Source organism: Streptomyces sp. NPDC058796, assembly GCF_042745235.1.
Lineage (GTDB): Bacteria > Actinomycetota > Actinomycetes > Streptomycetales > Streptomycetaceae > Streptomyces.
In genome coordinates this window covers 218036-231010 of sequence record NZ_JBHYOP010000009.1, presented here as the reverse complement: position 1 = coordinate 231010, position 12975 = coordinate 218036, and the positions used below count along the sequence as shown (strand labels likewise).

At 73.3% G+C, this 12975-nt stretch carries 13 protein-coding genes; 2 read left to right on the top strand and 11 right to left on the bottom strand.

Annotation, left to right across the window (positions count from 1 at the left end):
• Positions 1-112 precede the first annotated feature (112 nt).
• Positions 113-418, top strand: coding sequence for a hypothetical protein (locus tag ACFW47_RS23630; protein ID WP_386306938.1), 306 nt, complete (start codon positions 113-115; stop codon positions 416-418).
• A 21-nt stretch (positions 419-439) separates the two neighbouring features.
• On the opposite strand, the gene ACFW47_RS23625 is transcribed toward ACFW47_RS23630, so the two are convergent.
• The 4 genes from ACFW47_RS23625 to ACFW47_RS23610 form a co-directional block, all read right to left on the bottom strand.
• Positions 440-1240 carry a class I SAM-dependent methyltransferase gene (locus ACFW47_RS23625; RefSeq protein WP_383275932.1) on the bottom strand — a complete coding sequence of 267 codons (801 nt, stop codon included), beginning with the start codon at positions 1238-1240 and terminating at the stop codon, positions 440-442.
• Positions 1241-1302: 62 nt separating this feature from the next.
• Positions 1303-2259: a transporter gene (locus ACFW47_RS23620; protein ID WP_386306937.1), complete on the bottom strand. Its 957-nt coding sequence runs from the start codon at positions 2257-2259 to the stop codon at positions 1303-1305.
• Complete coding sequence (locus ACFW47_RS23615) at positions 2256-3143, bottom strand: ATP-binding cassette domain-containing protein (protein WP_386306935.1); 888 nt, start codon at positions 3141-3143, stop codon at positions 2256-2258. Before ACFW47_RS23615 ends, ACFW47_RS23620 begins: the two co-directional genes overlap by 4 nt.
• On the bottom strand, positions 3140-3616 hold the full coding sequence (locus tag ACFW47_RS23610; protein WP_386277645.1) for a GntR family transcriptional regulator: 477 nt from the start codon (positions 3614-3616) through the stop codon (positions 3140-3142). Before ACFW47_RS23610 ends, ACFW47_RS23615 begins: the two co-directional genes overlap by 4 nt.
• 124 nt (positions 3617-3740) lie before the next feature.
• Here ACFW47_RS23610 and ACFW47_RS23605 point away from each other — a divergent pair, with 124 nt between their 5' ends.
• Positions 3741-4100: a cupin domain-containing protein gene (locus ACFW47_RS23605; protein ID WP_217249045.1), complete on the top strand. Its 360-nt coding sequence runs from the start codon at positions 3741-3743 to the stop codon at positions 4098-4100.
• Positions 4101-4159: 59 nt separating this feature from the next.
• Here the strand turns inward: ACFW47_RS23605 and ACFW47_RS23600 are convergent, their stop codons facing one another.
• The 7 genes from ACFW47_RS23600 to ACFW47_RS23570 form a co-directional block, all read right to left on the bottom strand.
• On the bottom strand, positions 4160-5470 hold the full coding sequence (locus tag ACFW47_RS23600) for an FtsX-like permease family protein (protein WP_386306934.1): 1311 nt from the start codon (positions 5468-5470) through the stop codon (positions 4160-4162).
• 3 nt (positions 5471-5473) lie between these two features.
• The gene (locus ACFW47_RS23595; RefSeq protein ID WP_386277640.1) at positions 5474-6259 is read right to left on the bottom strand and encodes an ABC transporter ATP-binding protein; all 786 of its coding nucleotides are present in this window, start codon (positions 6257-6259) and stop codon (positions 5474-5476) included.
• A 154-nt stretch (positions 6260-6413) separates the two neighbouring features.
• Positions 6414-7046, bottom strand: a complete 633-nt coding sequence (locus tag ACFW47_RS23590; protein WP_386277638.1) for a lactate utilization protein C — start codon at positions 7044-7046, stop codon at positions 6414-6416.
• Positions 7043-8521: a LutB/LldF family L-lactate oxidation iron-sulfur protein gene (locus tag ACFW47_RS23585; RefSeq protein ID WP_386306932.1), complete on the bottom strand. Its 1479-nt coding sequence runs from the start codon at positions 8519-8521 to the stop codon at positions 7043-7045. The genes ACFW47_RS23590 and ACFW47_RS23585 overlap by 4 nt, the downstream gene beginning before the upstream one ends.
• Positions 8518-9273, bottom strand: coding sequence for a (Fe-S)-binding protein (locus ACFW47_RS23580; protein ID WP_386277633.1), 756 nt, complete (start codon positions 9271-9273; stop codon positions 8518-8520). The genes ACFW47_RS23585 and ACFW47_RS23580 overlap by 4 nt, the downstream gene beginning before the upstream one ends.
• A 112-nt stretch (positions 9274-9385) precedes the next feature.
• Entirely contained in the window at positions 9386-10840 is a 1455-nt protein-coding gene (locus ACFW47_RS23575; RefSeq protein WP_386277631.1) for a rhamnulokinase family protein, read from the bottom strand.
• Complete coding sequence (locus ACFW47_RS23570; protein WP_386306931.1) at positions 10837-12876, bottom strand: bifunctional aldolase/short-chain dehydrogenase; 2040 nt, start codon at positions 12874-12876, stop codon at positions 10837-10839. Before ACFW47_RS23570 ends, ACFW47_RS23575 begins: the two co-directional genes overlap by 4 nt.
• Positions 12877-12975: the final 99 nt, after the last annotated feature.

Sequence of the window (12975 nt, the reverse complement as noted above, 5' to 3'; positions counted from 1 at the left end):
AGGGCTTGCGGAGTGATCACACAGGAGGACGTACGCGCGTGTGGACGCCGTGCCCCGGGGGCACCCGGATGCGGGCGGAAGGGCACGGAGAGGAAGGCGGTGGGCGGAGCCGATGGCCAGGACCAGGCGTTACGAGGTGGCGGCCTCCGGCCGCTGGTGGGACGAGGAGGACAGCCGCTGGCTGCCGGCCGGCGAGGTGCACGCGTGGGAGCAGGGCATGAACCAGACTGTGTGCGGGCTGTCCCTGCACCGCTCGCGGCTGGCCCGGTTCCCGGCCGTCGGCTGGGGGGACGTCCTGCCCGAGTCCGGCGGCGCGGCCGATGCCGTCCGCCGGGTCTGCCCGCGCTGCGCGGCGGCGGCCGGCCGCCGGGGAGCGGGCGACCGGCCGGGCTGGCGACGGGTGAACCCGCGCCCCTGAGGCCGGGGCGCGGGCCGGAGGTCAGGACGGCAGCGGCGAGCGGCTGACCCGGATCTTGGACTGTCCGTGCGGCCGCTTCTCCCAGTCCTCCATGAACCGCGCGTGCAGGTTGTGCTGGGCCGCCAGCGTGAGCAGCGTGTCGGTGCGGTAGTAGAAGTCCTCGCGCAGCACCTGGTGTTCCGTGCCCTCGGTGCGGTCGAAGGTGAAGTCGAAGAAGCCCGTGTCGGTCAGGACGCGGCCGACGTGAGCGAGGCACTCGTCGATGACGCTCAGCGGCGAGTGCGAGAAGACGCTGTGCGCGTGCACGACGTCGAAGTGGTCGTCCGGCAGGAACTCCAGCTTCAGGTCCCCGGTGATGGTCAGGTGGGGCAGCTTGGCCTGGAGGCCGTGCTCGGTCAGCGTCTGCTTCGCGGCGATCAGTATGTCCGGCGAGATGTCGATGCCGTAGTAGTGCCCGGTGTCGAGGTGGTCGATGAAGTGCCGGCCGCCGCGCAGGTTGCCGCAGCCGATGTCCAGCATGCGGTGCTCCGGGCGCAGTCCGTGCTCGATCAGGTAGTCGAACTGCATCTGTCCCAGCGCCAGCCAGCGGTCGTGGGTCCGGCTGCCGACCGCCGCCTCGGGGCTGCGGCGGGCGTCGGAGGCCATCACCGCCCGGTAGTAGCCGACGTGGTCCGGGTGCTTGAGCCGCAGCCACGCGTCCCGGCCGGCGCGGCGCACGTACGGGCCGACGCGCTCGGGGTGGCGCAGCGCGTAGCCGACCTTGTGGGTGAGCGCGGCGCGGTTGCTGCGCAGTTTCTTCGGGGACTTGGCGTCCTTGGGCATGACGGTTCGACCTCCGTGTGAGGGGCTGAGGGGGGACGGTGCGGGAGGTGCCGCAGAGGGTGTCAGATCCGGCGGCGCAGCAACAGGACCGTGACGAGGGCGAGTGCGAGCGCGAGGCCGCCGAGGAGGGCCGTGTCGGTCCACTGGAACGCCCAGTAGTCGCCGGCGGGGTTCGCCTCGTAGAAGCGTGCGACGTAGCCGTGCTGCGTCATGCACTCCTTCAGCTCGCGCCCGGACGGGTGGGGGCAGTTCAGAACGTCCTCCCGGCGGCCGGACGCCGTGATCAGGCCGTAGTGCCCGGTGGACCACTTCTCGCCCATCGGCGGCTTGGGCCGCCACCCGTCGCTGACGTAGGTGTGCGGCGGGACCAGGAGCCGGGCCCGGTGGGTCCACTGCACCAGCGCCGTCACCGCGGCCGTGAGCAGCAGCGTCCACGCCATCGCGGACAGCACCCGGCGGGTCAGCAGCCCGGCGAGGGTGCCCACGGCCAGGCCGCACAGCGCGGCGGCGACGGCGGCGGGACCGGAACCGGTGAGTGCGGTCGCCTCGTACCAGAAGACGCCGTAGCCGTGGTTGGCGGCCGGCTCCCACCACCAGCGGAACAGCAGGGCCAGCGACCCGGAGAGCGCCACGGTGCCCGCCGAGGCGAGAGCGAGGCGGGAGGCGAACCACTGGGCCCGGCTCACGCCCTGCGCCAGCACCATCCGGTGGGTGCCCAGTTCCCGGTCGCGTCCCAGCAGCGGTGCGCCCCAGAACATGCCGATCAGCGTGGGCAGGGCGATGTTGAGCGCGCCGAGCAGCTTGAGCGGTTCGATGTCCAGGAACAGCGGCAGCCCGTCCCCGGGCCGGCTGCAGAACAGCGGGCCGGGCTCGCAGTGGTCGAACAGTCCGCTGTGCAGGTCGTCCAGCATGCCCGAGCGGAAGTACGCGGCGAGTGCGGCGACGCCGACCAGGACGGCGGCGCCGCAGCCGACCAGCGCCCGCTGCTGGCGCCAGGCCAGCCAGAGCGTGCCCTTCACGCCGCCTCCTCCGTGCCCTCGGTGCCGGAGCGCAGGTGGCCGAGGAGGATCTCCTCCAGGCCGGGCCGTTCGACGTGCCAGTGGCCGCCGAGCGGGCCCCGGGGGCGTATCAGCGCGGTCAGCTGCCGTCCGTGCGTGCGCTGCCGCACCACTTCGTGGCGCCGCAGTCCGGGAGCCTCGTCGGCGTGTCCGGTGACCAGGGCGTGGCCCTCGCGGAGCGCGTCGGTGTCCTCGTCCAGTGCGACCCGGCCGGCCCGCAGCAGCAGTACCCGGTCGCAGGTCTGCTCCAGGTCGGGCAGGACGTGGGAGGACAGCACGATGCTCACCTCTCGCTCGGCCGCCTCGGCCATCAGGGTCGCCATGATCTCCTCGCGCACCACCGGGTCGAGGTCGGCGAGCGGTTCGTCCAGGAGCAGCAGCTCCGGCCGCTTGCCGAGGGCCAGGGCGAGCGCCACCCGGGTGCGCCGGCCCGGTGACAGCTCGCCCACGCGGGCCGTGAGGGGGATTCCGCCCTCGCCCACGACCCGCTCGGCGACCGTCCGGTCCCAGGCGGCGTTCAGCTTGCCGCCCATGCGCAGGGTGTCGGCCACCGTGAAGCGCGGGTAGAGCGGCTTGTCCTGGGTGAGCAGGGCGACCCGGGTGCGGGCCGCGGCGGAGTCCGGGGCGGTGCCCAGGGCCCGGATCTCTCCGTGCGTGGGCCGCAGCAGGCCGCCGGCCAGGTGCAGCAGGGTGCTCTTGCCCGCGCCGTTGCGGCCCACCAGCGCGGTGATCCGGCCGCGGGGCACCGTGAACCCGCAGTCCCGCAGGGCCCAGTCGCCGCGTGCCCGGTAGCGGAACCCGAGGTCCGTGGCGTGCAGTGCGGCGGGCTCGTCCGGCCCGGTCATGCGTCCTCCTGTCTCCGTCCCCGGTCGCCCGGGTCCTGCTCGTGCCGCTCGCGCGGCTCGTCCCCGTGTCGCCCGGGCCCGTCCGGCTCGTACGCGTCCAGCGCCGCCGTGACCAGGGCGAGCACGTCGTCCCGCTCCAGCCCGGCCTGCCGGGCCCGTGCGATCCACTCGGCGAGGTCCGTGCGCAGCGGCGAGTCGTCCTCCGCGCCGGGCCGCGCCAGCGACCGGGTCACGAAGGTGCCGAGGCCGCGCCGCGACCGCACCAGACCGGCCTGCTCCAGGTCGCGATAGGCCCGGAACACGGTGTTGGGGTTGATGGCGGTGGCGGCGACGACCTCCTTGGCCGTCGGGAGCTTGTCCCCGACCCGCAGCACGCCCATCCGGAGCGCCTGCTCGGTCTGCCGCACGATCTGCACGTAGGCGGGTATGCCGCCGCGTCGATCGATCCGGTACTCGACCACGTCACCTTCCATGCTTTCATTAATTCATTAGTAGAAGCATGATCAGTTGGTTCGCGGATGTCAACTGCCCCCGGATGGCGGTGCCGAGTTGACAGGCGGACGATGGGGTGGTGGGGACTGGGAAAGGAGGAGCGTCATGCTGGAGGCCAAGACGCTCGACAAGCCGGACGAGCGGCGCGATTTCCCCCGCGGACACATAGAGGCCGTGCACATGGAAGGACTCGACTTCGCCGTCGCCACCTTCGAACCGGGCTGGCGCTGGTCGGAGTCCGTGGCGCCCATCGCGGGCACCGACAGCTGCATGATCCACCACAACTGCTACGTGGCGGAGGGCCGGATGCACGTCCGCATGGACGACGGCGCCGAGAGCGAGGTGGGCCCCGGCGACGTGTTCGTCTGCTCGCCCGGTCACGACGCCTGGGTCGTGGGCGACGCGCAGTGCGTCGTGTACGACTTCGCGGGCGGCATGGCGAAGGAGTACGCCAAGGCCGACTAGGAGCGGGTACGCGAAGAGGGGGTGACCGCCGAGACGGCCACCCCCTCCACACGCGTCGCTCACGCGGCCAGGGCCACCGCCCCGACCGCCGGCGTGCGCAGCACCCGCCGGGCCGTCCCGAGGCTCGTCCCGAGCGTCACCGCCGCCGACACCGACACCATCGTCAGCCAGACGCCGGGGAACTGCTCCGGCAGCACCGCGTCGGTCCGCACGACCGTGAACGGCACGACCCCGGCCAGCGCGGCCACCGTGCCGAAGAACACCCCCGTCAGCGTCAGGACCAGGCCCTCGACGCCGACCACGCCCAGCACCTGCCCCGGGGTCGCCCCCGCCAGCCGCTGCTGCCCGAACTCCCGGGAGCGGTACGTCGTAGCCGCGTACAGCGAGTTGACCAGCATCACGCAGACGAACACCGCGATGATGCCGACCACCGTGAGGTTGAGTGTCTCCAGGTTCTTGGCGTCGACCGACTTGACCAGCCCGGAGGCCTTCACCGCGTCGCTCTCCACCGCCTGCATGGTGACCGTCGCCGTCGACACCGCCGTGAACAGGATCAGCGACACCAGGATCCCGGCGAGGTGATCCGCCCGTTCCCGCAGGTTGCGCACGGCCAGCCAGCCGCTCGCGCCCCTCAGCGGCAACCGGTCGAGCACGCCCTTCAGCAGCCGCGGCGACAGCAGCGCGAAGCCCACCGACAGCAGGATCGCCCCGTAGGCCGGCGGCGCCATCAGCGCCTCGTCCGTCGCGGAGAACAGGAAGGTGGCACCGGCGCCGACGGCACCGGTGGCCAGCGCGGCGTACGCCAGGAACCGCTTGGCGCCGGCCCGCTCCCGACCGCGCCGCGTCACCCGCCGCACCGCCAGGAACGCGGCGCCCGCCGACGCGAGCAGCGTGATGGTCACGCCGCTCACCAGCGCGACCGGCCCGAAGGAGTACGCGACGGCTCCAGCCACCTGGCCGCTGTCCTGGAACATCTCCAGCAGCGCCCGCCCGCCGAGCGTGGCCGGGCCGACGGCCAGCGCCGAGCCCGCCAGGGCCACGGCCACCGCCTCACCCACCACCATCCGCTTGATCTGCGCCGGGGTCGCCCCCGAGCAGCGCAGCAGCTCCAGCTCGGCGGCGCGCTGCCGCACGTTGACCGTCAGCGTCGAGGCCACCGCGAAGAACACCAGCAGCGTCCCGTACCCGCCGACGACCCCCGCCGCCGTGCCCAGCGTCTCCGAGCTGACCGGGTCCACTCCGCCCTGCCCGGCCGTGTCGTGCATCGAGTTGAACATCATGATGACTGCCGCGCCGAGGAAGGCGGACAGCAGCGTCGCGAGGAACCGTCCGGGGCGTCGCCGGACCGACCGAAGCGCCAGTACGAACACCGCTCACACCCCCGCAGGCACGTCGTCGCCCAGGTGCGCCAGCCGCTCCGCGACCGCGTCCGGCGTCGGGGCGTCCATCCGCCCCGCGAGCCGTCCGTCGGCGAGGAAGACGACCGAGTCGGCGTACGAGGCGGCGACCGGGTCGTGCGTCACCATCACCACGGTCCGGCCGTGCACCCGCACCGCCTCCCGCAGCAGCAGCATCACCTGCCGCGCGCTGCGCGTGTCCAGCGCGCCCGTCGGCTCGTCCGCGAAGATCACCCGGGGCTCGGCCACCAGTGCGCGGGCGATCGCCACCCGCTGCCGCTGCCCGCCGGAAAGCTGGTCGGGCCGGTGCCCGAGCCGGTCCCCGAGACCGACCGCGGCCAGGACCTCCCGCGCCCGCTTCCGGTCGACGCGGCGCCCGGCCAGCTTCAGCGGCAGCACCGTGTTCTGCGCGACCGTGAGCGTCTCCAGCAGGTTGTACTGCTGGAACACGAACCCGACCCGGCCGCGCCGGAACCTGGTCAGCTCCGCCTCACTGCCGCCGGTCAGCTCCGTGCCGTCCACACACACGATGCCGCTGTCCGGCCGGTCGAGACCCGCCGCGCACTGCAGCAACGTGGACTTGCCCGAACCCGACGGCCCCATCACCGCGGTGAACGTGCCGCGGCCCAGGCTCAGCGTCACCCCGTCCAGCGCGGTCACCGCGTTCTCGGCGCTGCCGTAGGTCCGGGCCACCTTGACCAGCCGGAGCGCCTCCGGGGCGGGCCCCGGTCCGTGGCCGCCTCGTGCGCCGGTGCGAAACATCGTCATCATCCTCCGTGCGGCACGCCCTGTGCGCTGCCTCACCGAGGACGCTACGGAGCGGGGCGCCGGGGCACACGGGGCGCAGAGCCCGTATCGGGGTGTACTCAGTGACACCCGGTCCCGGCACCCGCCCGGCCGGTCACCGCCCGCCCGTTCATCCCTCCACCAGCACCACCTCCAGCGTGCGCGGACCGTGCACCCCCTCGACCCGGTCCAGCTCGATGTCACTGGTGGCCGACGGACCGGAGATCCAGGTCAACGGGCGCGCGGGGTCGAGGCGCCCGAGGGCGTGAGGCACCGACGACACCACCTGGTCCGGCACCCGTACGACGCAGACGTGGTGGTCGGGGACGAGGGTGATGCGGCGGCGGCCCTGGTCGGGGGAGCCGTCCAGGACGATGGTGCCGGTCTCGGCGACGGCGACCGCGCAACCGGTGACCACGCTGTCGACGCGGTCCAGGTCCTGCGGGGTGCTCGCCGCGCTGTCGTGGACGCGGGTCGCGTCGACCGCCCGGAGCCAGTGCGGGGGCAGCCCGGGCGGGACCACCACGCTCCGCGAGCCGTGTGCGGTCAGGAGCCGCGTCAGCAGCTCGGGCAACCGCTCGTCCGTGCTGCGGTGCACGACCGCCCGGTAGTCCGCCAGGTTCTCGGCGAGCAGCTCCACCGTCTCGGCGGTGCTCCGCCGCCCGTGCTCGCGCAGATAGTCCCGCGCGATCGGAGCCTCGTCGGCCGGCACGTCCGCGAGGGCGCGCCGTACCCGGCCCAGGATGCGTTCCCTGCTGCTCACTTCGCCCCGTCCTTCCCACCGCGCGTGCGCTGCCACCAGTCGCGGAACGGCTCCGCGGGCACCTGAGGGAGATCGCGCGTGCCGCTCCACGCCCGGCCGGGTCCGGGAAGCGTCCGCGGGTGCAGCCGCCGGGTCCGCGACGCCAGCCGCTGGCCGGCGCGCAGCGCGCCCGGGTGCGTGAACGCCCACTGCGCCGCCCGCATCGCCGCCCGCTCGGCCGCGTGCCCCTTGGCCGGTTTCAGGACGACCCGGTTGCCCCGCCGGACGGCCGGACCGCCCTGCACCACCCGCTCCCGCAGGTGCACCAGGACCTCGGGGATGTCGATGGCCACCGGGCACACCTCGTAGCAGGCGCCGCACAGCGACGACGCGTACGGCAGGGACGCGTCGATGTCGCTGCCCGTGCCGCGCAGTTGCGGGCTGAGGATCGCGCCGATCGGACCCGGGTACACCGAGCCGTAGGCGTGGCCGCCCGCCCGCTCGTACACCGGGCAGACGTTCAGGCAGGCCGAGCAGCGGATGCATCGCAGCGCCTGCCGGCCGACCTCGTCGGCGAGGGTGTCGGTGCGGCCGTTGTCCAGCAGGACCAGGTGGAAGGTGCGCGGGCCGTCCTCGTCGGTGGTCCCCGTCCACATGGACGTGTACGGGTTCATGCGCTCGGCGGTGGAGGAGCGGGGGAGGGTCTGGAGGAAGACCTCCAGGTCCTGCCACCTCGGCACGATCTTCTCGATGCCGACGACCGAGATCAGCGTCTCGGGCAGGGTCAGACACATCCGCCCGTTGCCCTCGGACTCCACGACGACGAGCGTGCCGGTCTCGGCGACGACGAAGTTCGCGCCGGAGATGCCCACCTTGGCCCGCAGGAACTTCTCCCGCAGGTGAAGCCGTGCCGCCTCCGCGAGTTCGGCGGGCGTGTCCGTCAGGCCCTCCGGTGCCGGGCGTCCCCACTCGCTCATCTCGGAGCGGAAGATGTCCCGGATCTCCCCGCGGTTGCGGTGGATCGCCGGGACCAGGATGTGCGAGGGGCGGTCCTTGCCCAACTGCACGATCAGCTCGGCGAGATCCGTCTCGTAGGCGTGGATGCCGGCCGCCTCCAGTGCCTCGTTGAGACCGATCTCCTGCGTCGCCATCGACTTGACCTTGACGACCTCCCGCTCGCCGGTCTCCTCGACCAGCCGGGCGACGATCGCGTTGGCCTCGTCCGCGTCGGCGGCCCAGTGCACGGTCCCGCCGGCCGCCGTGACCGCCTCCTCCACCTGCACCAGGTACCGGTCGAGGTGGCGCAGGGTGTGGTCCTTGATGCGCCGGCCGGCCTCCCGCAGCTCCGTCCAGTCGTCCAGCTCCGCGACCGCGCGGGCCCGCTTGTCCCGGATGGTGCGGGTGGCGTGGCGCAGGTTGCCCCGCAGCGTCGGATTGCGCACCGCCGTACGCGCGGCCTCCGGGAAGGCCGGCATCCCCAGATACGTGCCGCTCATACGGCCACCGCCTCCTCGGTGCTCGCCAGGATCTCCGCGATGTGCACCGGCCGCATGCCCGTGCGCAGCCGCGTCATGGTGCCGCCGATGTGCATCAGGCAGGAGTTGTCGGCCGCGCACAGTACCTCCGCGCCCGTCGACTCGGCGTTGCGCACCTTGTCCGCGCCCATCGCCGCCGACACGTCCGCGTTCTTCACGGCGAAGGTGCCGCCGAAGCCGCAGCACTCCTCCGCGCCGGGCAACTCGACCAGCTCCAGCCCCCTCACCGCCTCCAGCAGCCGCCGGGGCCGGTCGCCGAGACCGAGGCCGCGCAGCCCGTGGCAGGTCGGGTGGTACGTCACCGTGTGCGGGTAGTACGCCCCCACGTCCGTCACCCCCAGCACGTCCACCAGGAACTCCGTCAGCTCGTACGTCTTCGGCACCACCGGCGCCAGAGTCGCCGCGAGGCCGCCCCCGCGCCCCTCCGCGCGCGCCCGCTCACCCATGCGCGGGTACAGCTCCCGCACCATCGCCCCGCACGAGCCCGACGGCGTCACCACCGCGTCGTACTCCTCGAAGACCTCGGCGAAGTGCCGGGCCAGCGGCTCCGCCTCGTGCCGGTAACCGGTGTTGTAGTGCGCCTGGCCGCAGCAGGTCTGGCCCGTCGGGAAGTCGACCTCGACACCCAGTCTGGTCAACAGCCTGACGACGGCGCGGCCGGTGTCCGGATAGAGCGTGTCGTTGACGCAGGTCAGGAACAGGGCGACACGCATCGCGGCTCCTCGTGATCGATGGACGTGACCGGTGGAACGTGATCGACGGAACTTGTTGATCATCGGATGAATCGCAGGGTAGTCGGCGTGGCGTGGCCGGGGGAGACCCCGTTCACCGGTCGGCGAGCCGGGCCTCGGCCGCCCGCCAGCGCGCCGTGCCGCCCCGGGGCTCGTACCGGGTCAGCGACTGGGTGCGCACCAGCAGCCGGCGCATGTCGGCGAGGTCGCCGACCAGCCCGTGGGCGCGAGCCTGCACCAGGACGTTGCCGAGCGCGGCGGCCTCCGTCGGCCCCGCCACCACGGGCAGCCCGCAGGCGTCGGCGGTCAGCTGGCACAGCAGCGCGTTGCGGGTGCCGCCGCCGACGACGTGCACGACGTCCACCGGGTGTCCCGCGAGCCGCTGGGCGTCCTCGACGGCCCCGCGGTGGGCCAGCGCCAGCGAGTCGAGGATGCACCGGGTCACCTCGGCGGGCTCCTCGGGCACCGGCTGCCCCGAGGCACGGCACGCCTCGGCGATCCGCTCCGGCATCCGCCCCGGCGCCAGGAACGCAGCGTCACCCGCGTCCACCACCGACCGCAGCGCCGGCACCCGCGCCGCCGCGAGCAGCAGCTCACCCAGATCCGGCTCGCCCCAGGCCCGTACACACTCCTGGAGCAGCCACAGGCCCATGATGTTGCGCAGGTACCGGACCGTGCCGTCGAGCCCCAGTTCGTTGGTGAAGTTGGCGGCGCGGCTCTCCTCCGTCAGCACCGGAGCGGTCAGCTCCAGGCCGGCCAGCGACCAGGTGCCGGTGCAGATGTACGCGAACCGCTCGCCCGAGGCCGGCACGGCGGCCACCGCGGACGCGGTGTCGTGCGAACCGACCGCCGTCACCGGCACGGGCCCGTCCAGCCCCGTCTCCTCCAGCACCCGTGGCGTCAGCACACCCGCCGGGTCGCCCGGTCGCCGCAGCGGCGCGAAGAGGGCCAGGTCGATCCCGAGCCGGTCGGCGACGTCCCGCGCCCAGTCCCGGGTGCCGGGGTCGATCAGCTGGGTGGTGGAGGCGTTGGTCAGCTCCGTGCCCTGCTCGCCGGTCAGCCAGTACGTCAGCAGGTCCGGGATCAGCAGCAGCCGCCGGGCCTGCGCGAACTGGGCGGTGCCGCGCGCGGCGACCAGCTGGTACAGGGTGTTGAAGGGCGCGTACTGCAGCCCGGTCGCCGCGTACAGCTCCGCGGCGGGCAGCGTGCACCACACCTTCTCCGCGACGCCCTCGGTGCGGGCGTCGCGGTAGTGCACGGGGTTGCCGAGCAGCGCCCCGTCGGCGTCCAGCAGACCGTGGTCGACGGCCCAGCTGTCCACGCCCACCGAGTCCACCGGTCCGGCCGCCCGCAGCCCGTCCAGCACACCGGCGTACAGGGCCAGGACGTCCCAGCGCAGCCCTTCCGGTGTACGGACCGGCCGGTTGGGGAAGCGGTGCGCCTCGGCCAGCTCCAGTCGGTCGGGGTCGACGCGGCCGACCATGACGCGCCCGCTGGACGCACCGAGGTCGACCGCGGCGTACGACTTGACGTTCACGGCAGGGCTCATCGCAGGAACGCGGCGGCGACGCCGGCGTCGACCGGGACGTGCAGGCCGGTGGTGTGGGTCAGTTCGCCGCCGGTCAGCGCGAACACGGCGTTGGCGACGTGCTCGGGCAGCACCTCTCGCTTCAGCAGCGTCCGCTGCGCGTAGAACTCGCCCAGCTTCTCCTCCGGCACCCCGTACACGGCCGCCCGCTGGGCGCCCCAGCCGCCCGCGAAGATCCCCGAACCACGCACCACACCGTCCGGGTTGACCCCGTTCACACGGATGCCGTGCTCACCCAGCTCGGCGGCGAGGAGGCGCACCTGGTGTGCCTGGTCGGCCTTGGTCGCGGAGTAGGCGATGTTGTTGGGGCCCGCGAAGACGGCGTTCTTCGAGGCGATGTAGACGATGTCGCCGCCCATCTCCTGCGCCGTCATCACCCGGGCCGCCTCGCGCGAGACCAGGAACGAGCCGCGGGCCATGATGTCGTGCTGGAGGTCCCAGTCCTCGGCGGAGGTCTCCAGCAGCGGCTTGGAGATGGAGACGCCCGCGTTGTTGACCACCAGGTCGACCCCGCCGAAGGCGAGTACGGCCGCCCGGAAGGTCTCGGCGATCCGCTCCTCGTCCGTCACGTCCACGGTCACGGCGACCGCCTTGTCCGGCCCGCCCAGCTCCTCGGCGACCGCGGCGGCGTTCTCCCCGTTCAGATCGGCGACCACCACGCAGGCGCCCTCGTCGACGAGCCGCCGCGCGATCGCCTTCCCGATCCCGCTGCCCGCGCCGGTCACCAGCGCCACCCGGGTCGCCAGCGGCCTGGGCTTCGGCATCCGCTGAAGCTTGGCCTCCTCCAACGCCCAGTACTCGATGTGGAACTTCTCCGACTCATCGATCGGCGCGTACGTCGACACCGCCTCCGCCCCGCGCATCACGTTGACGGCGTTGACGTAGAACTCGCCGGCCACCCGGGCGGTCTGCTTGTCCTTGCCGAAGCTGAACATGCCGACCCCCGGCACCAGCACGATCGCCGGATCGGCGCCGCGCATCGCGGGGGAGTCCGGCTCGGCGTGCCGCCGGTAGTAGGCGGCGTACTCCTCGCGGTAGGCGGCGTGCAGCTCCTTGAGCCGGGCGACGGTCTCGTCCAGCGGCGCGGTCGGCGGCAGGTCGAGCACCAGCGGCCGGACCTTGGTGCGCAGGAAGTGGTCGGGGCAGGAGGTGCCGAGCGCGGCGAGCCGCGGGTGCTCGGCGCGGGCGAGGAAGTCCAGCACCACGTCCGAGTCGGTGAAGTGCCCCACCTGCGGCCGGTCCCGGGAGGCGATCCCGCGCACGTACGGCGCCAGCGCCGCCGCCCGCTCCCGCCGCTCGGCCTCGGGCAGCGCCTCGTACCCGTCGACCACCGCGCCGAAGGGCTCGGCCTTCCCGCGCTCGGCGAGGAAGGCCTCGGCGGTGCGGATGATGTGCAGCGAGTTGCGCTCGCACTCCTCGGAGGTGTCGCCCCAGGCGGTGATGCCGTGCCCGCCGAGCACACACCCGATCGCCCGCGGGTTGGCCTCCCGCACGGCCGCGATGTCCAGCCCGAGCTGGAAACCGGGCCGCCGCCACGGCACCCACACCACGGTGTCGCCGAAGCACTCGGCGGTCAGTTTCTCGCCGTCCGCCGCGCAGGCCAGCGCGATCCCGGAGTCGGGGTGGAGGTGGTCCACGTGCGCGGCCTCCACCAGCCCGTGCATCGCCGTGTCGATGGAGGGTGCGGCGCCGCCCTTGCCGTGCAGGCAGTAGTCGAAGGCGGCGACCATCTCGTCCTCGCGCTCGACGCCCGGGTAGACGCCCTTGAGCGCCCGCATCCGGTCCAGCCGCAGCACGGCGAGCCCCGCCTCGCTGAGCGTCCCGAGATCACCGCCGGACCCCTTGACCCACATCAGCTCCACATCACCCCCGGTGACGGGATCGGTGGCGGTGCCCTTGGCGGAGGCGTTCCCGCCGGCGTAGTTGGTGTTGCGGGGGTCGGAACCGAGCCGGCGGGAGCGGGCGAGGAGTGCGGAGGCTTCAGGGTGAGATGTCATGACGGTGCCTTTCCGGTCGAGGGGTGGTGAAGTGCCCTCAGGGGCGCGGGGAACTGCGCGACCAGCCACAACCGGCCCGCAGCCGCCGAACAACAGAAA

Coding starts and splice junctions, on each gene's coding strand:
- ACFW47_RS23630 (WP_386306938.1), top strand. CDS start 113: ATGGCCAGGACCAGGCGTTACGAGGTGGCGGCCTCCGGCCGCTGGTGG.
- ACFW47_RS23625 (WP_383275932.1), bottom strand. CDS start 1,240: ATGCCCAAGGACGCCAAGTCCCCGAAGAAACTGCGCAGCAACCGCGCC.
- ACFW47_RS23615 (WP_386306935.1), bottom strand. CDS start 3,143: ATGACCGGGCCGGACGAGCCCGCCGCACTGCACGCCACGGACCTCGGG.
- ACFW47_RS23610 (WP_386277645.1), bottom strand. CDS start 3,616: ATGGAAGGTGACGTGGTCGAGTACCGGATCGATCGACGCGGCGGCATA.
- ACFW47_RS23605 (WP_217249045.1), top strand. CDS start 3,741: ATGCTGGAGGCCAAGACGCTCGACAAGCCGGACGAGCGGCGCGATTTC.
- ACFW47_RS23595 (WP_386277640.1), bottom strand. CDS start 6,259: ATGTTTCGCACCGGCGCACGAGGCGGCCACGGACCGGGGCCCGCCCCG.
- ACFW47_RS23585 (WP_386306932.1), bottom strand. CDS start 8,521: ATGAGCGGCACGTATCTGGGGATGCCGGCCTTCCCGGAGGCCGCGCGT.
- ACFW47_RS23580 (WP_386277633.1), bottom strand. CDS start 9,273: ATGCGTGTCGCCCTGTTCCTGACCTGCGTCAACGACACGCTCTATCCG.
- ACFW47_RS23575 (WP_386277631.1), bottom strand. CDS start 10,840: ATGAGCCCTGCCGTGAACGTCAAGTCGTACGCCGCGGTCGACCTCGGT.
- ACFW47_RS23570 (WP_386306931.1), bottom strand. CDS start 12,876: ATGACATCTCACCCTGAAGCCTCCGCACTCCTCGCCCGCTCCCGCCGG.